This window comes from Ramlibacter sp., from assembly GCF_041916345.1.
Classification (GTDB): Bacteria; Pseudomonadota; Gammaproteobacteria; order Burkholderiales; family Burkholderiaceae_C; genus Ramlibacter.
Window position 1 is genome coordinate 20970 of record NZ_JAYRZR010000033.1, and the last position, 20526, is coordinate 41495.

Here is a 20526-nt window from a genome sequence, read left to right on the forward strand (position 1 = left end):
AATCTCGTGGAACGATCCAAGAACGACATCTGGGTGGGCCTGTTCGTGCTGATCGGGCTGGCGGCCCTCGTCTTCCTGGCCCTGAAGTCGGCCAACCTGCTCAACCTGAGCTTCGAGTCCAACTACCGGGTGGCCGCGAAGTTCGACAACGTGGGCGGCCTCAAGCCGCGTGCGGCGGTCAAGAGCGCCGGCGTGGTCGTCGGCCGCGTGGAATCGATCACGTTCGACGACAAGTCGTTCCAGGCCCGCGTGACGCTCTCGCTGGAAAGCCGCTACCAGTTTCCCAAGGACAGTTCGCTCAAGATCCTCACAAGCGGCCTGCTGGGCGAGCAGTACATCGGCATCGAGGCCGGCGCGGACGAGAAGAACCTGGCGGCCGGCGATACGATTGCAAACACGCAGTCCGCCGTGGTGCTGGAAAATCTGATCGGGCAGTTTCTCTACAGCAAGGCGGCCGAAGGCCCCGCCACCCCAGGGACGACACCGAAGAAATGAACCTCGACCAGATCCGTCCGGCGCGCGCGGCGATGATCGCCGTGCTGGCGACCGTGTGGCTGTCCGGTTGCGCCACCGTGTCCAGCGGCAACCCGCGCGATCCGTGGGAGCCGTTGAACCGCTCGGTCTCGCAGTTCAACGACGGGGTCGACGCCATGCTGCTCAAGCCGGTGGCCACGGTCTACCGCGAGCAGGTGCCGCCCCTGGTGCGTACCGGCGTCTCCAACTTCTTCGGCAACCTCAACGACGTCTGGTCCTTTGTCAACAGCGCGCTGCAGTTCAAGCTGCAGAACGCGGCCGACAACCTGGCGCGCGTGCAGATCAACTCCCTGTTCGGCGTGCTGGGCCTGTTCGACGTGGCCAGCTCGTTCAACATCGACCGCCACAGCGAGGACTTCGGCCAGACGCTGGGCCACTGGGGCGTCCCGCCCGGACCCTACCTGGTGCTGCCGTTCTTCGGCCCTTCCACCCTGCGCGACGCCGCCGGCATGCCGGTGGACCGCCGGCTGGACCTGGCCCAGCGCATCGGCAACCCGGATGTCCGGCACGCCACCTATACCCTGCGCGCGGTGGACCGGCGCGCCAACCTGCTGCGCGTGGGCATCGTGCTGGAGGAGGCCGCGCTGGACAAGTACAGCTTCACGCGTGATGCGTACCTGCAGCGTCGGCGCGCCGAGGTCTACGAGGGCGAGGACGATCCGCGCGCCAGCGAGCCGGAAGTGAACCCCGCGCCGCGTTGAGGATCTATCCCCGTGCGCGCCGCTGCGCGCACCATGGAAACAAGAGGATGCACATGAAGCGACGTGAATTCGGCGGCTGGTCCGCCCTGGCAGTGGGTGGCTGGGCCGTCGGCCTGCCGATCGGCGTGCGCGCCGCCGACGAGGCCCCCGACGCCCTGATCCGGCGCATCTCCGACGAAGTCCTGACAGCCATCCGGGCCGACAAGGGCGTGAAGACCGGCGACCTCGCCAAGGTCATGGCCATCGTCGACAGCCGCATCATGCCCAACGTCAATTTCCAGCGCATGACCTCCGCCGCGGTCGGGCCGGCCTGGCGGCAGGCCACGCCCGAGCAGCAGAAGCGCCTGCAGGACGAATTCAAGCTGCTGCTGGTGCGCACCTATGCGGGCGCGCTGAGCCAGATCGAGGATGAGACCGTGCAGATGAAGCCGCTGCGTGCCGCGCCCACCGACACCGAGGTGGTCGTGCGCAGCGAGATCCGCGGCCGCGGCGACCCGATCCAGCTGGAGTACCGCCTGGAGAAGACGCCCGGCCAGGGCGCGGGCTGGAAGATCTACAACCTCAACGTGCTGGGCGTGTGGCTGATGGAGACCTACCGCAGCCAGTTCGCCCAGGAGATCAATGCCAAGGGCATCGACGGCCTGATCACCTCGCTGGCCGATCGAAACAAGGCCAACAGCGCCCGCAAGGGCTGACGCCTCCTGCCATGGCCGCCCTGCTTGTCCTGCCCGCGGAGCTGACGCATGCCCAGGCCGGCCCCTGCAGCCGCATGCTGGCGCAGGCGCTGCGGGCCGAGCCGGGGCCGCAGGCCGTGGCGGACGCATCGGCGCTGCGCCACTTCGATTCCTCGGCGCTGGCCGTGCTGCTGGATTGCCGGCGCGAAGCGCTGGCCCTGGGCAAGACCTTTGCCGTGCGCGGCCTGCCGCACCGCCTGCGCGAGCTGGCCGGCCTCTACGGCGTGGCCGAACTGCTGCCCGCGCCGCCGGAAGCCTGAGTGCGCCCACCGCTGGCGCGCGGCCTGCGCGGACCGGGTGCCCCCGGTAAAATGCCCGGTTCCCCATGCCAGCCATCTCCTTCCAATCGGTCAGCAAGACCTACGTCACCGCGCGCGGCGGCTTCCAGGCGCTGGACAACGTGCGCTTCGACATCGAGGAGGGCGAGTTCTTCGGCCTGCTCGGCCCCAACGGCGCCGGCAAGACCACGCTGATCAGCGTGCTCGCCGGCCTGGTACGCGCCACTTCGGGGCGGGTGCTGGTGCGCGGCCACGATGTACAGGCCGACTATGCGCAGGCGCGCCGGCAGCTCGGCGTGGTGCCGCAGGAGCTGGTGTTCGACCCCTTCTTCACCGTGCGCGAGGCGCTGCGCATCCAGTCCGGCTATTTCGGCGTGCGCCACAACGACGCCTGGGTCGACGAGCTGCTGCAGAGCCTGGGCCTCGCCGACAAGGCCAACGCCAACATGCGCCAGCTCTCCGGCGGCATGAAGCGCCGCGTGCTGGTGGCGCAGGCGCTGGTGCACCGGCCGCCGGTGATCGTGCTTGATGAACCCACGGCCGGCGTCGACGTGGAGCTGCGCCAGACCCTGTGGCAGTTCATCGCGCGTCTCAACCGCGAAGGCCACACGGTGCTGCTGACCACCCACTACCTGGAAGAGGCGGAGGCCCTGTGCGGCCGCATCGCCATGCTCAAGGCCGGCCGGGTGGTCGCGCTGGAGCGGACTTCGGCCCTGCTGAAGGCGGCCTCCAGCAACGTGCTGCGCTTCAAGGCCGACGCCGCGCTGCCGCCTGCGCTGGCCGCCCGCGCCCGCGTGACCGGCCGCATCGTGCAGCTGCCCGCGCATGACGCGCAGGAGATCGAGCGCCATCTCGCCGCCCTGCGCGAGGCGGGTGTGCACGCCGAGGACGTGGAGATCCGCAAGCCCGACCTGGAAGACGTGTTCCTGGACGTGATGGCCGCTGGCCAGCCGGAGGTCGTGGCATGACGACCCCCCTGTCCGCCGAGCTGCCCGCCCGCGACACCCCCGTGGCCGGTGGCGGCTGGCGCACGCTGCTCTACAAGGAGGTGCTGCGCTTCTGGAAGGTGAGCTTCCAGACCGTCGCCGCGCCGGTGCTGACGGCCTTGCTGTACCTCATGATCTTCGGCCATGTGCTGGAGGACCACGTCAAGGTCTACGACCGCATCGGCTACACCGCCTTCCTGGTGCCCGGCCTGGTGATGATGAGCGTGCTGCAGAACGCCTTTGCCAACAGCTCGTCCTCGCTCATCCAGAGCAAGATCATGGGCAACCTGGTGTTCGTGCTGCTGGCGCCGCTGTCGCACTGGAGCTGGTTCGTGGCCTACGTGGGGTCTTCCATGGCGCGCGGCCTGTGCGTGGGCCTGGGCGTGCTCTTCGTCACCTCGTGGTTCACCTCGCTGCAGTTCGCGGCGCCCGGCTGGATCATCGTGTTCGCGCTGCTGGGCGCCGGCATGCTCGGCGCGCTGGGCGTGATCGCCGGGCTGTGGGCCGAGAAGTTCGATCAGATGGCCGCCTTCCAGAACTTCATCATCATGCCGATGACGTTCCTCTCGGGCGTCTTCTACTCCATCCACTCGCTGCCGCCGTTCTGGCAGAAGGTGAGCCACCTCAACCCGTTCTTCTACATGATCGACGGCTTCCGCCACGGCTTCTTCGGCGTGAGCGACGTGTCGCCCTGGCTCAGCCTCGCCATCGTCGGCACGGCCATGCTGGTGGTGAGCGGCATTGCGGTTCACCTGCTGCGCATCGGCTACAAGATCCGTTCCTGATGCCCATGACCGCCGACCAATTGCGCGCCCTCATCGCCGCCGGCCTGCCCTGCGACCACATCGAGGTGGAGGGCGACGGCCGTCACTGGAGCGCCGTCATCGTCTCGCCCGCCTTCAACGGCCTGCGCCGCGTGCAGCGGCACCAGCGCGTCTATGCCACGCTGGGCACCCGCATGCACACCGATGAGGTGCATGCCCTTTCCATGCAGACGCTCACGCCCGACGAGTGGGCGGCGCAGGGAGGCTGAGCCCATGGACAAGCTGCTGATCCGCGGCGGCCGGCCGCTGCACGGCGAGGTGCGCGTCTCCGGCGCCAAGAACGCCGCCCTGCCCGAGCTGTGCGCGGCCCTGCTCACGGCCGAGCCGGTCACCCTGCACAACGTGCCGCGCCTGCAGGACGTGGCGACCATGCTCAAGCTGATCCGCAACATGGGCGTGCGGGCCGACTGGCGCGACGACGGCGCGCTGGTGATCGATGCGAGCGACCTGCACTTCCCGGAGGCGCCCTACGAGCTGGTGAAGACCATGCGCGCCTCCGTGCTGGCGCTGGGGCCGCTGCTGGCGCGCTTCGGCGAGGCCACGGTGTCGCTGCCGGGCGGCTGCGCCATCGGCTCGCGGCCGGTGGACCAGCACATCAAGGGCCTGCGCATGATGGGCGCCGACATCGTGGTGGAGCATGGCTACATGATCGCCAAGCTGGCCAAGGGCCGCGAGCGGCTGCATGGCGCGGCCATCGCCACCGACATGGTCACCGTCACCGGCACCGAGAACTTCCTCATGGCGGCGTCGCTGGCCGAAGGCGAGACGGTGCTGGAGAACGCCGCCCAGGAGCCGGAGATCTCCGACCTGGCCGAGATGCTGATCGCCATGGGCGCGCGCATCGAGGGGCATGGCACCAGCCGCATCCGCATCCAGGGTGTGGGGCGCCTGCACGGCTGCACGCACCAGGTGGTGGCCGACCGCATCGAGGCGGGCACCTTCCTGTGCGCGGTGGCGGCCGCAGGCGGTGAAGTGATGCTGGCTGGCGCGCGCGCCGACCACCTGGAAGCCGTGATCGAGAAGCTGCGTGCCGCTGGCGCGCAGGTGCAGGCCGTCGAGGGCGGCATCCGCGTGCAGGCCACCGGCCGCCTGCAGGCGCAGAGCTTCCGCACCACCGAATACCCGGGCTTCCCGACCGACATGCAGGCGCAGTTCATGGCGCTCAACTGCGTCGCGGCCGGCTCGTCCAAGGTGACCGAGACCATCTTCGAGAACCGCTTCATGCACGTGAACGAGCTGGTCCGGCTCGGTGCGCGCATCCAGGTGGACGGCAAGGTCGCCGTCACCGAGGGGGTGGAGCGGCTGTCGGGCGCGACCGTCATGGCCACCGACCTGCGCGCCTCGGCCAGCCTGGTGATCGCCGGCCTCGTCGCCGACGGCGAGACGCTGGTGGACCGCATCTACCACCTGGACCGCGGCTATGAACGCATGGAAGACAAGCTGCGCGCCCTCGGCGCCGACATCGAGAGGGTGAAATGATCACGCTGGCCCTGTCCAAGGGACGCATCTTCGACGAGACGCTGCCGCTGCTGGCCGCCGCCGGTGTGCAGATGCTGGAAGACCCCGAGACCTCGCGCAAGCTGATCCTGGCCACCAGCCAGCCGGACCTGCGCGTCGTGCTGGTGCGCGCCACCGACGTGCCCACCTACGTGCAGTACGGCGGCGCCGACCTGGGCGTGACGGGCCGCGACACCCTGATCGAGCATGGCGGCCAGGGCCTGTACCAGCCGCTGGACCTGCGCATCGCCCAGTGCCGCGTGAGCGTGGCGGTGCGCGCTGATTTCGACTACGCCAGCGCCGTGCGCCAGGGTGCGCGCCTGCGCGTGGCCACCAAGTACGTGAGCATTGCGCGCGAGTTCTTCGCCGCCAAGGGCGTGCACGTGGACCTGATCAAGCTGTACGGCAGCATGGAGCTGGCGCCGCTCACCGGGCTGGCCGATGCCATCGTGGACCTGGTGTCCACTGGCGGCACGCTCAAGGCCAACCACCTGATCGAGGTCGAGCGCATCATGGACATCAGCTCTCGCCTGGTCGTGAACCAGGCGGCGCTCAAGCTCAAGCAGGCGCCGATCCGCCGCCTGATCGACATCTTCGCCGCCGCTGTGGACCAGCGGGCCTGACCGCCTCGCCATGACTGCTACGCCCGCCGCACGCCCCCTGCGCCTCACCACCGCCGACGCCGGCTTCGAGGCCGCCTTCCAGGCCCGCCTGCACTGGTCTGCCGAGACCGATGCGGAAGTCGAGGAGACGGTCGCGCGCATCCTGCAGGACGTGCGCCGCCGCGGCGATGAGGCCGTGCTCGAATACACCCGCCGCTTCGACAAGCTGGAGGTGGCCTCGGTCGCCGGGCTGGAAATCAGCCAGGCCACGCTGAAGCAGGCCTTCGACAGCCTGCCCGCCGCCCAGCGTGAGGCGCTGCAGGCCGCGGCCGCGCGCATCCGCAGCTACCACGAGGCGCAGAAGAAGGCCGGTGGCGAGAGCTGGTCCTACCGCGACGCGGATGGCACGCTGCTGGGCCAGAAGGTCACGCCGCTGGACAGCGTGGGCACCTACGTGCCGGGCGGCAAGGCCGCCTATCCGTCCAGCCTGCTGATGAACGTGATCCCGGCGCACGTGGCCGGCGTGCGCGAGATCGTGATGGTGGTGCCGCACCCCGGCGCCCAGAATGCGCTGCTGCTGGCCGCCGGCTATCTGGCCGGCGTGACACGCGCTTTCTCCATCGGTGGCGCCCAGGCCGTGGGCGCGCTGGCCTACGGCACCGCCACCGTGCCGCGGGTGGACAAGATCACCGGCCCGGGCAACGCCTACGTGGCCGCCGCCAAGCGCCGCGTGTTCGGCCAGGTCGGCATCGACATGATCGCCGGCCCGAGCGAGATCCTGGTGCTGGCCGATGGCAGCACGCCAGCCGACTGGGTGGCGATGGACCTGTTCTCGCAGGCCGAACACGACGAACTGGCGCAAAGCATCCTGCTGTGCCCGGACGCGGGCTACATCGAGGCCGTGCAGGCCGCCATCGACCACCTGCTGCCGCAGATGCCGCGCGCCGGGATCATCGCCAGGTCGCTCAACGGCCGTGGCGCGCTGATCCACACCCGTGACATGGAAGAAGCGTGCGCCATCAGCAACCGCGTGGCACCCGAGCACCTGGAGATCGCCAGCGCCGACCCGCACCGCTGGGAGCCGCTGCTGCGCCATGCCGGGGCCATCTTCCTCGGTGCCTACACCTCGGAGTCGCTGGGCGACTACTGCGCCGGGCCGAACCACGTGTTGCCCACCAGCACCACCGCCCGCTTCTCCAGCCCGCTGGGTGTCTACGACTTCCAGAAGCGCAGCAGCCTGATCGAGGTCAGCGCGGCCGGCGCGGCGCAGCTCGGCGTGATCGCGGCCGAGCTGGCCTATGGCGAGGGCCTGCAGGCCCATGCGCGCGCGGCCGAAATGCGCCTGCCGCCCAAGCCGTAGTTCTACACGAAGTTCGTGTTCCACGAATTTCGTGTAGGATCGGCGGCATGAAGAACGTCACCATCACCGTGGAAGAGCCCGTGCTCGAATGGGTGCGGGTGGAGGCGGCCAAGCGCAACTCCAGCGTCTCGCGCCTGGTGGGAGACATGCTGGCCGAGAAGATGCGCCATGAAGACGCCTACCAGCGAGCCTTCCAGGCCTGGTTGAACGACGAACGCAGCTGGCGCTCCGACGGCAAGCCCTATCCGCGGCGCGAGGACCTCTACCAGCGTGGTCCCGCTGGTGGGGCCTGACGCCGTGGCGACCACGGTCTTCGTGGACTCCAACGTCCTCATCTACGCGGAGGATCCGGCCCAGGGTGACAAGCAGCTCGCTGCGGTCAATTGGCTCAAGGTCCTCTGGGAGCAGCGGGCCGGGCGCCTGAGCACCCAGGTGCTCAACGAGTTCTACGTCAACGTCACCCGCAAGATCGCGCCACCCATGCCGATGGGGGACGCCCGTGCCAAGGTGCGCCGCTTCATCGGGTGGAATCCCTGGCACGTGGACGCCGCGACGGTCGAGTCCGCCTGGGCCCTGGAAGCGCGCTTCGGCCTGCACTTCTGGGACAGCCTGATCGTTGCCTCGGCACAGCACCTCGGTTGCGCCTACCTGCTCAGTGAAGACCTCCAGCATGGCCAGCGCTTCGGCGGCGTGCAGGTCCTCAACCCCTTCGTGACCGGCCCCGACATCCTCACCTCCCCATGACCGACCCCCGACGATGGATCCGCCAGGACGTGCAGTCGATGCACGCCTATGCCGTGCAGGACGCCCGCGGCCTGATCAAGCTCGACGCGATGGAGAACCCGCATGCCCTGCCGCCCGAGCTGCGCCGTCAGCTCGGCGAGCGCCTGGGCGAGGTGGCGCTCAACCGCTACCCCGGCGAGCGCGTGGCCGACCTGAAGCGCGCGCTGGCCGCGCACGCCGGCCTGCCCGAGGGCTACGACCTGATGCTGGGCAACGGCTCCGACGAGCTGATCTCGCTGCTGGCCATGGCCTGCGACGTGCCGGGCGCGGGCATCCTGGCGCCGCTGCCGGGCTTCGTGATGTACGCGATGAGCGCCCAGCTGCAGGGCCTGAAGTTCACCGGCGTCGACCTCACGCCCGACTTCGAGCTCGATGAGGCCGCCATGCTGGCCGCGATCGAGCGCGAGCAGCCGGCGATCATCTACCTGGCCTATCCGAACAACCCCACTGCCAACCTGTGGGACGAGGCGGTGATCGAGCGCGTGATCGAGGCTGCGCCGGGCTTCGTGGTGGTCGACGAGGCCTACCAGCCCTTTGCCGCGCGCAGCTGGATCGGCCGCCTGGCCCGCCACCGCCATGTGCTGCTCATGCGCACGATGAGCAAGTTCGGTCTGGCCGGCGTGCGCATCGGCTACCTCATGGGGCCGCGCGAGCTGATCGCCGAGATCGACAAGGTGCGTCCGCCCTACAACATCTCGGTGCTCAACGCCGAGGCGGCGCTGTTCTGCCTGGGCCACCAGGAGACCTTCGCGAGCCAGGCCGAGGACATCCGGCGCCAGCGCGGCGTGATCCAGACCGTGCTGGCCGCCATGCCGCAGGTGAAGGCCTGGCCGAGCGAGGCCAACATGATCCTGGTGCGCGTGCCCGACGCCGACCGCGCGTTCGCCGGCATGCGCGAGCGCGGCGTGCTGGTCAAGAACGTTTCTAGAATGCACCCACTGCTGGCCAACTGCCTGCGCCTGACCGTCGGCACCGCCGCCGAGAACGAGCGCATGCTGGCCGCCCTGCAGGCCGCCCTATGAGCCACCTTCCCGTTCCCCAGCACAACCCCGCGCCCGCGCGCCGCCAGGCCGAGGTGGTCCGCAACACCGCGGAGACCCGCGTCACCGTGCGGGTCGATCTCGACGGCAGCGGCCAGTCGCGCCTGGCCACCGGCATCGGCTTCTTCGACCACATGCTCGACCAGATCGCCCGGCATGGCCTGATCGACCTGGAGATCCTGGCCGACGGCGACCTGCACATCGACGGCCACCACACGGTGGAGGATGTGGGCATCACGCTGGGCCAGGCGGTGGCGCAGGCCATCGGCGACAAGAAGGGCATCCGCCGCTACGGCCACGCCTATGTGCCCCTGGACGAGGCGCTCTCGCGCGTGGTGATCGACTTTTCGGGCCGCCCGGGCCTGGTGATGAACGTGCCCTTCAAGAGCGGCATGATCGGCACCTTCGACACCCAGCTCGCGCACGAGTTCTTCCAGGGTTTCGTCAACCATGCGTTCGTCACCCTGCACATCGACAACCTGCGCGGCGAGAATGCGCATCACCAGTGCGAGACCGTGTTCAAGGCCTTTGCGCGCGCCCTGCGCGCGGCCGCCGAGCCGGATCCGCGCTCGGCTGGCATGATCCCCTCCACCAAGGGCAGCCTCTGAGGCTGCGCGGCCCCGTCTGAACCTGACCCATCCGGCATGAGCAACCGAACCGTCGCCGTCGTGGACTACGGCATGGGCAACCTGCGCTCGGTCTCGCAGGCTGTCGAGCATGTCGCGGCCGCCAGCGGCCTGCATGCGATCGTCACCTCCCGCCCGGAAGAGGTGCGCGCGGCCGAGCGCGTGGTGCTGCCCGGCCAGGGGGCCATGCCCGACTGCATGCGCGAACTGCGTGAGTCCGGCCTGCTGGAGTCCGTGCTGGAGGCGGCGACCTCCAAGCCCCTTTTCGGTGTCTGCGTGGGCATGCAGATGCTGCTGGACCGCAGCGCCGAAGGCCCCACCGACGGCCTGGGCCTGATCCATGGCGAGGTGCGCCGCTTCGATCTCACCGGGCGCCTGCAGCCCGACGGCAGCCGCTTCAAGGTGCCCCAGATGGGCTGGAACCGGGTCTGGCAGAGCCAGCCGCATGCCCTGTGGGAGGGCGTTCCCGACGGCAGCTACTTCTATTTCGTGCACAGCTTCTATGCCAGTCCGTCGGATGGGCGCCACAGCGTGGGGGAATCCGATTACGGCGTGCGCTTTACCGCCGCCATCGCCCGCGATAATATTTTTGCGACCCAGTTCCACCCTGAGAAGAGCGCTGACCAGGGGCTCCACCTCTATCGCAACTTCCTGCACTGGGCACCCTGAGGCCAGGGTGCCCCCACCAGCCGCGCACCACGTGACGAGCGTCTCGCCGCCATGCTCCTGATTCCCGCCATCGACCTGAAAGACGGTCACTGCGTCCGCCTGAAACAAGGCGACATGGACCAGGCCACCACCTTCAGCGAGGACCCCGCCGCCATGGCGCGCACCTGGCTGGCGCGCGGCGCCCGCCGCCTGCACCTGGTGGACCTGAACGGCGCCTTCGCCGGCAAGCCGCAGAACCTGGTGGCGATCAAGTCCATCCTGAAGGCCGTGGGCGACGACATCCCGGTGCAGCTGGGCGGTGGCATCCGCGACCTCGACACCATCGAGAAGTACATCGATGCCGGCCTGCGCTACGTGATCATCGGCACGGCCGCGGTGAAGAACCCCGGTTTCCTGAAGGACGCCTGCACCGCCTTCGGCGGCCATGTCATCGTGGGCCTCGACGCCAAGGACGGCAAGGTCGCCACCGACGGCTGGAGCAAGCTCACCGGCCACGAGGTGGTCGATCTCGCCCGCAAGTTCCAGGACTGGGGCGTCGAGTCGATCATCTACACCGACATCGGCCGCGACGGCATGCTGACCGGCATCAACATCGAGGCCACGGTCAAGCTCGCGCAGTCGCTCACCATCCCGGTCATTGCGTCCGGCGGCCTGGGCTCCCTCGCCGACATCGAGAACCTGTGCGCGGTGGAAGATGAAGGCATCGAAGGCGTCATCTGCGGCCGCGCGGTCTATTCCGGCGCACTCGACTTCGAGCAGGCCCAGCGGCTTGCCGACGAGCTGCGCCCCGCCTGAGGCTCCCCCTTGCTCGCCAAGCGCATCATCCCCTGCCTGGACGTCACCGGCGGCCGCGTCGTCAAGGGCGTCAACTTCGTCGAACTGCGCGACGCCGGCGACCCGGTGGAGATCGCCGCCCGCTACAACGAGCAGGGCGCCGACGAGCTGACCTTCCTGGACATCACCGCCACCAGCGACGACCGCGATCTCATCCTGCACATCATCGAGGCCGTGGCCTCGCAGGTGTTCATTCCGCTCACGGTGGGCGGCGGCGTGCGAACGGTGGAAGACGTGCGCCGCCTGCTCAATGCGGGCGCCGACAAGACCAGCTTCAACTCCGCGGCCATCGCCAACCCGGCCGTGATCGATGCCGCCTCGGCCAAGTACGGCGCCCAGTGCATCGTGGTCGCGATCGACGCCAAGCGCCGCACGCCCGAGGAAGAGGCCGCGCGCGGCCCGGGCTGGGACGTGTACAGCCACGGCGGCCGGCGCAACACCGGGCTCGACGCGGTGGCCTGGGCCACCGAGATGGCGCGCCGTGGCGCCGGCGAGATCCTGCTCACCAGCATGGACCGTGACGGCACCAAGGCTGGCTTCGACCTCGCGCTCACCCGCGCCGTGAGCGACGCGGTGCCGGTGCCGGTGATCGCCTCGGGCGGCGTCGGCAACCTGGATCACCTGGCCGACGGCATCCAGCAAGGCGGTGCCGACGCCGTGCTGGCGGCCAGCATCTTCCACTACGGCGAGTACACCGTGGCCCAGGCCAAGGCCCGCATGGCCGAGCGCGGCATTCCCGTGCGCCAGTGAGGCCGCGCCCGCGGTTTCGGGCGACAATCCGGCCATGCAATGGCTGGACGAAGTCAAGTGGGATGCGCAGGGCCTGGTGCCCGTGATCGCGCAGGAGGCCGCCACCGGTGACGTGCTGATGTTCGCCTGGATGAACCGCGAAGCCCTGGCCCGAACGGCCGAGCTGGGCCGCGCCGTCTACTTCAGCCGCTCGCGCGGCCGCCTGTGGTTCAAGGGCGAGGAGTCGGGCCACGTGCAGGAGGTGCACGACATCCGCATGGACTGCGACAACGACGTCCTGCTGCTGAAGGTCACCCAGCGCGGGCACGACCCGTCGATCGCCTGTCACACCGGCCGCCACAGCTGCTTCTTCCAGCGCCTGGAGCAGGGCGCGTGGCACGCCGCCGAGCCGGTCTTGAAGGATCCGGCTTCCATCTACAGATAGCGCTCATGTCCGACACCGATTCCCTGGCGCGGCTGGCCGCTGTCATCGAGAGCCGAAAGCCGGCGCACGGCGGCGACCCGCAGGCGAGCTACGTCGCCCGCCTGTTCCACAAGGGGCCGGACGCCATCCTCAAGAAGATCGGCGAGGAGGCGACCGAGGTGGTGATGGCCGCCAAGGACGCCGAGCACGGCGGCGACCCCGCGCGCCTGGTGGGCGAAGTGGCCGACCTGTGGTTCCACAGCATGATCGCGCTGGCCCAGTACGGCCTGGCGCCGGCCGACGTGGTGGCCGAGCTGGAGCGGCGCGAAGGCCTGAGCGGCCTGGAAGAGAAAGCCCTGCGGCGCGCGCGCGAGCGCGAGGCCGGCAGCCTGTAGACGCCAGGGCGCAACGACGCCAGGACGAAAGGACGACACATGGCCGAGACCGACTACGCCGCGCTGGACGCCAAGACCTCCGGGGACCGCACGGTCATGCACGTGCTGTACGGCTTGCACACCATCGCGCCCTTCTCGGCCTGGACGCTGGCGATCATTGCCCTGATCGTGAACTACATCAAGCGCTCCGACGAGCTGGACGCCCTCTACGCCAGCCACCACACCTACATGATCGTCACCTTCTGGTGGACGCTGCTGTGGCTGGCGCTGGCCGGCATGCTCACCATGGCGATGGTGCTGACCATCCTGCTCATTCCGCTGGCCTGGGTGCCCTTCACCGCCGTGGGCATCTGGTACCTGTACCGTTGCATCCGCGGCTGGCTGCGCTTCAACGACAACCGCCCGCCGCGCTGAGCGGCTGGCCCTGCCTTTCCCATGACGCACGACCCGAACTGCATCTTCTGCAAGATCGTCCAGGGCGCGATCCCCTCGCGCAAGGTCCACGAGGACGACGAGATCCTGGCCTTCCACGACATCAACCCCTGGGGGCCGGTGCACTTCCTGCTCATTCCCAAGGTGCACATCGCCTCCATGGCCCAGCTCGACGAGGGCCACGCCGGCCTGATGGGCCGGCTGATGACGCTGATCCCGCGGCTGGCGCTGCAGGAGGGCTGCCGCCCCTATCCGCAGGGCGGCTTCCGGGTGGTGGTGAACACCGGCGACGACGGCCTGCAGGAGGTGCAGCACCTGCACGTGCACGTGATCGGCGGCCCGCGTCCCTGGAAGAAGGGCTGAGCCGCCGGCCGGCCCATGCCCCCGCTGGCCGCCGGCCACGGGCCGCGCGTCTAGAATCCGCCTTCAGTCACAGGAGAAATCCATGGGTTCGTTTTCCATCTGGCACTGGCTCGTGGTGCTGCTCATCGTGGTGCTGGTCTTCGGCACCAAGAAGCTGAAGAACATCGGCTCCGACCTCGGCGGCGCGGTCAAGGGCTTCAAGGACGGCATGAAGGACGGCTCCAGTCCTCAGGCCGACGCGGCCACGCCGCCGGCCGGCCAGGTGACGGCCGCCGCGCAGACGCCCGAGAAGACCACCATCGACGTCGAGGCGAAGACCAAGTCCTGAGCCGCCCGTGATCGACCTGGGCTTGTCCAAGATGGCGCTGATCGGCGCCGTGGCGCTGATCGTCATCGGCCCCGAGAAGCTGCCGCGCGTGGCCCGCACGGTGGGCACGCTGCTGGGCAAGGCACAGCGCTACGTGGCCGACGTCAAGGCCGAGGTGAACCGCTCGATGGAGCTGGACGAGCTGCGCAAGATGAAGGATTCGGTGGAGTCCGCCGCGCGCGACGTCGAGTCCTCCGTGCAGTCGGCCACCACCGATTTCGAGAAGCAATGGCAGGAGGCGACCGAGACCGCCTCTTCTGCCGCCACCGCCCTGCCGGAGCCGGCCGCGTTCCCCGAGTACCGGCACCCGAAGAAGAAGTGGCGCGTGAAGCAGGGCGCCGTTCCCAACTGGTACAAGGCCCGCAGCGGCGTGCGCACCCGCGCGCTGTCCGGCGCGGCCCGTGTGGCAAAGTACCGTCCGCAGAAGCTGAACTGAGCCTCGCCCTGCCGCGGTCCGCCGCGCCGCGGGCCGCCCCCCTATGTCCACATCCCCGAAAGACCCGGAAGACGAGCTGGCCGGCACCGAGCAGCCATTCGTCGCCCACCTGGTCGAGCTGCGTGACCGGCTGATCAAGGCGATCATCGCCGTGGCCGTGGTGGCCGGGGTGCTGGCGCTGTATCCCGGCCCCGGCGCGCTGTACGACATCCTCGCGGCGCCGCTGGTCGCGCACCTGCCCAAGGGCGCGACGCTGATCGCCACTTCGGTGATCTCGCCGTTCATCGTGCCGCTGAAGATCCTGCTGATGGCGGCCTTCCTGATCGCGCTGCCGGTGGTGCTCTACCAGGTCTGGGCCTTCGTGGCGCCCGGCCTCTACTCGCACGAGAAGAAGCTGGTGATGCCGCTGGTGGTGTCCAGCACCGTGCTGTTCTTCATCGGCGTGGCGTTCTGCTACTTCTTCGTCTTCGGGCAGGTGTTCGCCTTCATCCAGAGCTTCGCGCCCAAGAGCATCACCGCCGCGCCGGACATCGAGGCCTACCTGACCTTCGTGCTCACCATGTTCATCGCCTTCGGCGCCGCGTTCGAGGTGCCGGTGGTGGTGGTGGTGCTGGCGCGCATGGGCCTGGTGCCGGTGGAGAAGCTCAAGGAGTTCCGCGGCTACTTCATCGTGCTGGCCTTCATCATCGCGGCCATCATCACCCCGCCGGACGTGGTGTCGCAACTTGCGCTGGCCATTCCCATGTGCATCCTGTACGAGGTGGGCATCTGGGCGGCGCAGCTCTTCATCAAGCACACCAAGGCCCCCGAGGACGCCCAGGCCGGCGAGGCCGACCCCAAGAGCTGACGAAGGGCGGTCGGTCGCGGCGCGGCCGCTAGCGCGGCGCGGCCTGGCGGGGCTTGGGCCGCTGGCCGGGGGTGACGGTCAGCGCGACGGATTCCTCGCGTCGCTGCACGCTGAAGGTGGCCGGCACGCCCGGCTTGAGGGAGGCCACGGCGGTCAGCAGTTCGGACACATTGCCCGTTTCCTGGCCTGCCACCTGCAGCACCACGTCACCCGGGCGCATGCCGGCCTGGGCCGCCGGGCCGTTCTGCAGCACGCCGGTGATCAGCACGCCCTTGCGCGCCTTCACGCCGAAGGTCTCCATCAGCTCCGGGGACAGCTCCGCCGGCTCCACCCCGATCCAGCCGCGGGTGACCACGCCGTTGCGCACGATGCCGTCGAGCACCAGCTTCGCCGTGGAGACGGGGATGGCGAAGCCGATGCCCATGCTGCCGCCCGAGCGCGAGTAGATCGCGGTGTTGATGCCCATCAGGTGGCCGTTCACGTCCACCAGGGCGCCGCCGGAGTTGCCGGGGTTGATGGCCGCGTCGGTCTGGATGAAGTTCTCAAAGGTGTTGATGCCCAGCTGGCTGCGCCCCAGCGCGCTGACGATGCCGCTGGTGACCGTCTGACCCACGCCGAACGGGTTGCCGATGGCCAGCACCTGGTCACCCACCTGCAGCGCGTCGGAGTTGCCCAGGGTGATGACCGGCAGCCGGTCGAGCTGGATCTTGAGGATGGCGAGATCGGTCTCGGGGTCGGTGCCGATCACCCGCGCCTGCGCCTTGCGGCTGTCGTTGAGGGCCACCTCGATCTCGGTCGCGCCCTCGATGACGTGGTTGTTGGTGAGGATGAAGCCCTCGGCGCTGATGATCACGCCGCTGCCCAGGCCGGTCTGCGGCACCGAGCCCTGGTCGCCGAAGAAGAAGCGGAACCAGGGGTCGTTGGAGCCGGGATGGCGGGTGGTCTTGCTGGTGCTGATGCTGACCACCGCGGCGGCGGCGCGCTGTGCGGCGGCACGCAGGCTGCCGGGCGGTACCGTGCCCGGCGCCGGCGCGGGTGCCTCGATCAGGGAGACGTTGCCCGCCGCGGGCAGCGAGGGGCGCCGACCCAGCCAGTCGGGCTTGAGCGTGGCGACCACGAAATAGGCCGCCAGCAGCACCGTGACCGCCTGCGAGAAGACCAGCCAGAGACGTTTCATGTTGCCCGCACCGGGAAAAGCCGAGTGTAGACCGGCGGCCTTCAGCCGCGCGCGGGCCGGTGCGCGCCCGGTACGGCATGCGGCACGGCGTCAGCGTGCGCGGCGGCGCCGTGGCGATGCCGCCGCGGGCCGAGGTTGGCCACCTCCACCGGCACCACCTTGCCGGTGGTGGGGTCCATGATCGCGGCGCGCGACCGCATGCCGCGCGCGGCCTCTGCCATCTGCTCCGCGTCGTGCAGGACGTCCTCCACCTCCAGCGGGCCGGGCACCAGGTGGACGACGCCCACGCCGATGTCGAGCCGGATCTTGACGCGCTGGCCATCGAGCCCGGCCACCTCCACCGGCTGCCGCAGGCTGGTGGCCACGCGCAGGCCCAGCGTGCGCAGCCAGGCCGGCGAATGGATCGCCTCCACCAGCGTCACGAAGCAGCGTTCCCAGTAGCGGCCCACCGGGTTGACCACGCCCACCTGCCGCTGGATGCGGCCGCCGATGGTGATGAGCATCTCGTGCACGCCCGCGCTGCCCACCTGCGCACTGATGCGGTCGAGGTCGAAGATGAGGATGGCCAGCACGGCGCCGTCGCGCCGGGTGCGGCGCCGCCGGCGCTGGGCGACGATGAGCTTGCGCACCAGCTCCTTGCCGCCCAGGAGCTTGGTGACCGGGTCGATCGGCAGCTCGGCGTTCTCGTTGCGGCGCGCCTTCCACTCGTGGCGGTCGCGCCGCCAGAGGACGAAGCCGGCCAGCCCGTTGCTGAGCGCGGCGCACAGCGCGAACACCGCCTGCCAGGCCGGGCCGATGTCGGACAGGTTCATCGCGAGCGCGTACATGCCGCCGATGGCCGGCAAGGTGAGCAGGCAGCCGATGGCCATCACCAGCGCGAGACGGTCGCCCATCAGCCAGCCGCGGAAGGTGAGCCACAGCGTCATGCTGCTGCCCACCAGCGAAAGGCCCGCGGCCGCCGGCAGCTGCAGCTCGCGAGGCAGCAGCAGCACGGCGCCCACGCCACCCAGCGGCAGCAGCAGCGCCGCCACGCGCAGGCCGATGGACATGAGGCGATCGCGCTGGTGCGCCGACAGCCAGCCGCGGATCCAGAAGTTCGCCAGGCCCACCCCCAGCGGACCGGCCAGCACCTGCAGCACATGCAGGCGTTCGGCGGCTGACTGGGCCAGGTGGCCCAGCACGCCGGACAGCACGAGCACGACCAGGAAGACGGTGGCGTGGAAGGCCACGGCACGCACCTGCGCCTCGCTGGGTCGCACCAGCAGGTCGGCCAGGCGCGCCACGCCGACGGTGGCGATCGCCCCCAGCGCCATGCTCCAGATCACCAGTTCCAGCGCGCTCATGCACCCTTTCCGATGGCGGCGGGCCCACGGCCGGCCGCAGCCCATTATTGCGGCGCGCGGCGGCCCCGGCATAGGGCCGACCCGTAGGAGAATCGACGCTTCGCCCACCGAACGCGCCGAACCATGACGACCAGGCCCCAACTCCAGCAGGCGCTCGACGAGCTGCTGCAGCCGGAGCGCTTCCGCGACTACGGCCCGAACGGCCTGCAGGTCGAGGGCCGGCCGGCGATCCACCGCATCGTCTCCGGTGTCACGGCCAGCCTGGCGCTGATCGAGGCGGCCGTCGCCGAGCGTGCCGACGCCGTGCTGGTGCATCACGGCCTGTTCTGGCGTGGCCAGGACGGCCGCGTCACCGGCTGGATGAAGCGGCGCCTGGCCTTGCTGCTGGCCCACGACATCAACCTGTTCGCCTACCACCTGCCGCTGGACGCGCACCCGGAGCTGGGTAACAACGCCTGCCTGGCGCGCGTGCTGGGACTGGCCGTGACCGGCCGCTTCGGCGATCAGGATCTGGCCTGCCTGGGCGAACCCGCGGGCGGCGCGGCCTTCGCCGATGCCGCCGCACTCGCGCGCCACGCCGAGGCCGCGCTGGGCCGCCCGGTGATCTGCGTGCCCGGCGCCGGCGGGCCGATCCGTCGCGTCGCCTGGTGCACCGGCGGCGCGCAGTCGTACTTCGAGGCGGCCATCGCCGCCGGCGTCGACGCGTTCCTCACCGGCGAGATCTCGGAGCCCCAGGCGCACTATGCGCGCGAGAGCGGCGTCGCGTTCCTCGCCTGCGGGCACCACGCCACCGAGCGCTACGGCGTACAGGCCGTGGCCGCCCACGTGGCCGAGCGCTTCGGCCTCGAGCACGTCTTCGTCGACGTCGACAACCCGGCCTGACGCCATGGCTTCCCCCCGGCGGCCGCTGGCCATCTCCCTGGGCGACCCGGCCGGCATCGGCCCCGAGATCATCGCGCGCGCCTTCCAGTCGGCGCCGGCGGATGTGGCGGGCTGCTTCGTCGTGGGCCAGGTGGCCAGCCTGCGGCGCGCTGCCGCCTGGGTGGCCGAGGCTGGCATGGCGCTGCCGGTGGCACGGATCGACTCGGTGGCCGATCTGTCGCAGGTGCCGCCTCGCTGCCTGCCAGTGCTGGAACCGGGGCCGCTGGCACGCTCTTCGGAGTTGCCCGCCATCGGCGTGGCCAGCGCGCGGGGTGGGGCACTGGCGGCGGAGGCGGTGGTGTGGGCCGCGCGTGCCGCGCTGGCCGGCGACATCGCCGGGCTGGTGACCGCGCCGCTGAACAAGTCGGCGCTGGCGGCCGCCGGTGTGGCCTATCCAGGCCACACCGAGCTGCTGCAGGCCGAGGCCGCCGCGCAGGCTGGCGTGCCGGTCGCGGACATGCCGGTTCGCATGATGCTCGCCAATGACGAGCTGCGGACCGTGCTGGTGAGCATCCACCTGTCGCTGCGCCAGGCGATCGAGGCAGTGACACCCGACAACGTGGCGACCACGCTCCGCATCACCCAGGCGGCCCTCGGGCGGCTGCTCGGCCGCGCGCCCCGCATCGCGGTGGCGGGCCTCAACCCGCATGCCGGCGAGGACGGCCTGTTCGGTGACGAGGAGCAAACGGTGATCGGGCCGGCCGTGGCGGCGGCGCGGGCCGCCGGCGGCGACGTGCACGGCCCGTTCGCGCCGGACACCGTCTTCATGCGGGCGCGGCGGGGCGAGTTCGACGTGGTGGTGGCGATGTACCACGACCAGGGGCTGATCCCGGTGAAGTACCTGGGGGTGGAGCAGGGCGTGAACGTCACCCTGGGCCTGCCCCTGGTGCGCACCAGCCCGGACCACGGCACGGCCTACGACATCGCGGGTCGCGGCGTGGCCGATGCGGCCAGCCTGCTGGCCGCCATCCGGATGGCGCGTCGCCTGGCGGGCGGCTGAGACGCCCGCCGGCGGTTCACTGCTTGCGCAGGGCGTCGCGGATCTCGCGCAGCAGCAGCACGTCCTCCGCCGGGGGCGGCGGCGCGGCCGGCGGCTCGGCCGGGGTCTCGCTGCGCAGGCGGTTGACCTGCCGCACCATGAGGAAGATGACGAACGCCAGAATGACGAAGTTGACCAGCACGGTCAGGAAGCTGCCCCAGGCCAGCACCGGCACGCCGGCCTTCTTGAGGGCGTCGAGCGTCATGGCGGTGCCCGGGGGCACGTTGCCGAGCACGACGAAGAACTGCGAGAAGTCGAGCTTGCCGATGACGGCGCCGATCGTCGGCATCACCACGTCGCCGACGAGGGAGTCCACGATCTTGCCGAAGGCCGCGCCGATGATGACGCCGACCGCCAGGTCCATCACGTTGCCCTTGACGGCGAATTGCCGGAATTCCTGGAGCATGCCCATGGCCACAGTCCTTGGTACGAGTTGAGATGCCGCCGAGTATGCGGCAAGGTCTCGTGCTTCATGGAGGGCTTGACCGCTCCGCTACAATCGCGGGTTGACCCTGATCCAGCGACACAACACAAGATCCTCGAGGACCTCATGAGCAACTCCACGGTGGACGCCAGCAAAAGGAC

At 69.9% G+C, this 20526-nt stretch carries 29 protein-coding genes; 26 read left to right on the plus strand and 3 right to left on the minus strand.

Features of this window, described 5'->3' with window-relative positions; translation table 11 throughout:
* The first annotated feature begins 6 nt into the window (after positions 1 to 6).
* The 24 genes from mlaD (at position 7) to tatC (ending at position 15461) form a co-directional block, all read left to right on the plus strand.
* The gene (gene mlaD / locus ACE3T5_RS10775; RefSeq protein ID WP_374667391.1) at positions 7 to 495 is read left to right on the plus strand and encodes an outer membrane lipid asymmetry maintenance protein MlaD; all 489 of its coding nucleotides are present in this window, start codon (positions 7 to 9) and stop codon (positions 493 to 495) included.
* Complete coding sequence (locus tag ACE3T5_RS10780; RefSeq protein WP_374667393.1) at positions 492 to 1235, plus strand: VacJ family lipoprotein; 744 nt, start codon at positions 492 to 494, stop codon at positions 1233 to 1235. The genes mlaD and ACE3T5_RS10780 overlap by 4 nt, the downstream gene beginning before the upstream one ends.
* 47 nt (positions 1236 to 1282) lie before the next feature.
* Positions 1283 to 1930, plus strand: a complete 648-nt coding sequence (locus ACE3T5_RS10785; protein ID WP_374667395.1) for a phospholipid-binding protein MlaC — start codon at positions 1283 to 1285, stop codon at positions 1928 to 1930.
* 20 nt (positions 1931 to 1950) lie between these two features.
* Positions 1951 to 2229, plus strand: a complete 279-nt coding sequence (locus ACE3T5_RS10790; protein ID WP_374667456.1) for a lipid asymmetry maintenance protein MlaB — start codon at positions 1951 to 1953, stop codon at positions 2227 to 2229.
* 65 nt (positions 2230 to 2294) lie between these two features.
* Positions 2295 to 3215, plus strand: a complete 921-nt coding sequence (locus ACE3T5_RS10795; protein WP_374667397.1) for an ABC transporter ATP-binding protein — start codon at positions 2295 to 2297, stop codon at positions 3213 to 3215.
* The gene (locus ACE3T5_RS10800) at positions 3212 to 4018 is read left to right on the plus strand and encodes an ABC transporter permease (protein WP_374667399.1); all 807 of its coding nucleotides are present in this window, start codon (positions 3212 to 3214) and stop codon (positions 4016 to 4018) included. Before ACE3T5_RS10795 ends, ACE3T5_RS10800 begins: the two co-directional genes overlap by 4 nt.
* A gap of 5 nt (positions 4019 to 4023) precedes the next feature.
* Positions 4024 to 4266 (plus strand): BolA family protein, encoded by a 243-nt coding sequence (locus ACE3T5_RS10805; protein ID WP_374667401.1) that lies wholly within the window; start codon positions 4024 to 4026, stop codon positions 4264 to 4266.
* A gap of 4 nt (positions 4267 to 4270) precedes the next feature.
* Positions 4271 to 5536 carry a UDP-N-acetylglucosamine 1-carboxyvinyltransferase gene (murA, locus tag ACE3T5_RS10810; protein ID WP_374667403.1) on the plus strand — a complete coding sequence of 422 codons (1266 nt, stop codon included), beginning with the start codon at positions 4271 to 4273 and terminating at the stop codon, positions 5534 to 5536.
* Complete coding sequence (gene hisG / locus ACE3T5_RS10815; RefSeq protein ID WP_374667405.1) at positions 5533 to 6177, plus strand: ATP phosphoribosyltransferase; 645 nt, start codon at positions 5533 to 5535, stop codon at positions 6175 to 6177. Before murA ends, hisG begins: the two co-directional genes overlap by 4 nt.
* Before the next feature lie 10 nt (positions 6178 to 6187).
* The gene (gene hisD / locus ACE3T5_RS10820; protein ID WP_374667407.1) at positions 6188 to 7516 is read left to right on the plus strand and encodes a histidinol dehydrogenase; all 1329 of its coding nucleotides are present in this window, start codon (positions 6188 to 6190) and stop codon (positions 7514 to 7516) included.
* Between the two features lie 47 nt (positions 7517 to 7563).
* Positions 7564 to 7809 (plus strand): CopG family transcriptional regulator, encoded by a 246-nt coding sequence (locus ACE3T5_RS10825; RefSeq protein ID WP_374667411.1) that lies wholly within the window; start codon positions 7564 to 7566, stop codon positions 7807 to 7809.
* Complete coding sequence (locus ACE3T5_RS10830; RefSeq protein ID WP_374667413.1) at positions 7787 to 8260, plus strand: PIN domain-containing protein; 474 nt, start codon at positions 7787 to 7789, stop codon at positions 8258 to 8260. Before ACE3T5_RS10825 ends, ACE3T5_RS10830 begins: the two co-directional genes overlap by 23 nt.
* The gene (gene hisC, locus ACE3T5_RS10835) at positions 8257 to 9321 is read left to right on the plus strand and encodes a histidinol-phosphate transaminase (protein WP_374667415.1); all 1065 of its coding nucleotides are present in this window, start codon (positions 8257 to 8259) and stop codon (positions 9319 to 9321) included. The genes ACE3T5_RS10830 and hisC overlap by 4 nt, the downstream gene beginning before the upstream one ends.
* Positions 9318 to 9947, plus strand: coding sequence for an imidazoleglycerol-phosphate dehydratase HisB (hisB, locus tag ACE3T5_RS10840; protein WP_374667417.1), 630 nt, complete (start codon positions 9318 to 9320; stop codon positions 9945 to 9947). Before hisC ends, hisB begins: the two co-directional genes overlap by 4 nt.
* A gap of 36 nt (positions 9948 to 9983) precedes the next feature.
* Entirely contained in the window at positions 9984 to 10634 is a 651-nt protein-coding gene (hisH, locus tag ACE3T5_RS10845) for an imidazole glycerol phosphate synthase subunit HisH (protein ID WP_374667419.1), read from the plus strand.
* A 51-nt stretch (positions 10635 to 10685) separates the two neighbouring features.
* Positions 10686 to 11429 (plus strand): 1-(5-phosphoribosyl)-5-[(5-phosphoribosylamino)methylideneamino]imidazole-4-carboxamide isomerase, encoded by a 744-nt coding sequence (gene hisA / locus ACE3T5_RS10850; protein WP_374667422.1) that lies wholly within the window; start codon positions 10686 to 10688, stop codon positions 11427 to 11429.
* A gap of 9 nt (positions 11430 to 11438) precedes the next feature.
* A complete protein-coding gene (gene hisF, locus ACE3T5_RS10855) occupies positions 11439 to 12218 on the plus strand; it encodes an imidazole glycerol phosphate synthase subunit HisF (RefSeq protein WP_374667424.1) in 780 nt (259 codons plus the stop codon).
* A gap of 34 nt (positions 12219 to 12252) precedes the next feature.
* Entirely contained in the window at positions 12253 to 12642 is a 390-nt protein-coding gene (hisI, locus tag ACE3T5_RS10860; RefSeq protein ID WP_374667426.1) for a phosphoribosyl-AMP cyclohydrolase, read from the plus strand.
* A 5-nt stretch (positions 12643 to 12647) separates the two neighbouring features.
* Positions 12648 to 13016, plus strand: coding sequence for a phosphoribosyl-ATP diphosphatase (locus tag ACE3T5_RS10865; protein ID WP_374667428.1), 369 nt, complete (start codon positions 12648 to 12650; stop codon positions 13014 to 13016).
* Positions 13017 to 13055: 39 nt separating this feature from the next.
* Positions 13056 to 13430: a DUF4870 family protein gene (locus tag ACE3T5_RS10870; protein WP_374667430.1), complete on the plus strand. Its 375-nt coding sequence runs from the start codon at positions 13056 to 13058 to the stop codon at positions 13428 to 13430.
* A 21-nt stretch (positions 13431 to 13451) separates the two neighbouring features.
* Positions 13452 to 13811: a histidine triad nucleotide-binding protein gene (locus ACE3T5_RS10875; RefSeq protein WP_374667432.1), complete on the plus strand. Its 360-nt coding sequence runs from the start codon at positions 13452 to 13454 to the stop codon at positions 13809 to 13811.
* A gap of 82 nt (positions 13812 to 13893) precedes the next feature.
* Positions 13894 to 14139, plus strand: a complete 246-nt coding sequence (tatA, locus tag ACE3T5_RS10880) for a Sec-independent protein translocase subunit TatA (protein ID WP_374667435.1) — start codon at positions 13894 to 13896, stop codon at positions 14137 to 14139.
* A gap of 7 nt (positions 14140 to 14146) precedes the next feature.
* Positions 14147 to 14614 (plus strand): Sec-independent protein translocase protein TatB, encoded by a 468-nt coding sequence (gene tatB, locus ACE3T5_RS10885; protein ID WP_374667437.1) that lies wholly within the window; start codon positions 14147 to 14149, stop codon positions 14612 to 14614.
* Positions 14615 to 14657: 43 nt separating this feature from the next.
* Positions 14658 to 15461 carry a twin-arginine translocase subunit TatC gene (tatC, locus tag ACE3T5_RS10890; protein ID WP_374667439.1) on the plus strand — a complete coding sequence of 268 codons (804 nt, stop codon included), beginning with the start codon at positions 14658 to 14660 and terminating at the stop codon, positions 15459 to 15461.
* 28 nt (positions 15462 to 15489) lie between these two features.
* On the opposite strand, the gene ACE3T5_RS10895 is transcribed toward tatC, so the two are convergent.
* The gene (locus ACE3T5_RS10895) at positions 15490 to 16638 is read right to left on the minus strand and encodes a S1C family serine protease (RefSeq protein WP_374667441.1); all 1149 of its coding nucleotides are present in this window, start codon (positions 16636 to 16638) and stop codon (positions 15490 to 15492) included.
* A gap of 41 nt (positions 16639 to 16679) precedes the next feature.
* The gene (locus ACE3T5_RS10900) at positions 16680 to 17981 is read right to left on the minus strand and encodes a diguanylate cyclase domain-containing protein (protein ID WP_374667443.1); all 1302 of its coding nucleotides are present in this window, start codon (positions 17979 to 17981) and stop codon (positions 16680 to 16682) included.
* 123 nt (positions 17982 to 18104) lie between these two features.
* Between ACE3T5_RS10900 and ACE3T5_RS10905 the strand changes: the two genes are divergently transcribed.
* Positions 18105 to 18863 (plus strand): Nif3-like dinuclear metal center hexameric protein, encoded by a 759-nt coding sequence (locus ACE3T5_RS10905; protein WP_374667446.1) that lies wholly within the window; start codon positions 18105 to 18107, stop codon positions 18861 to 18863.
* Positions 18864 to 18867: 4 nt separating this feature from the next.
* Entirely contained in the window at positions 18868 to 19902 is a 1035-nt protein-coding gene (gene pdxA / locus ACE3T5_RS10910) for a 4-hydroxythreonine-4-phosphate dehydrogenase PdxA (RefSeq protein WP_374667448.1), read from the plus strand.
* A 16-nt stretch (positions 19903 to 19918) separates the two neighbouring features.
* Here pdxA and mscL read toward each other — a convergent pair whose 3' ends face one another.
* Positions 19919 to 20353 (minus strand): large conductance mechanosensitive channel protein MscL, encoded by a 435-nt coding sequence (mscL, locus tag ACE3T5_RS10915; RefSeq protein WP_374667450.1) that lies wholly within the window; start codon positions 20351 to 20353, stop codon positions 19919 to 19921.
* Positions 20354 to 20526: the final 173 nt, after the last annotated feature.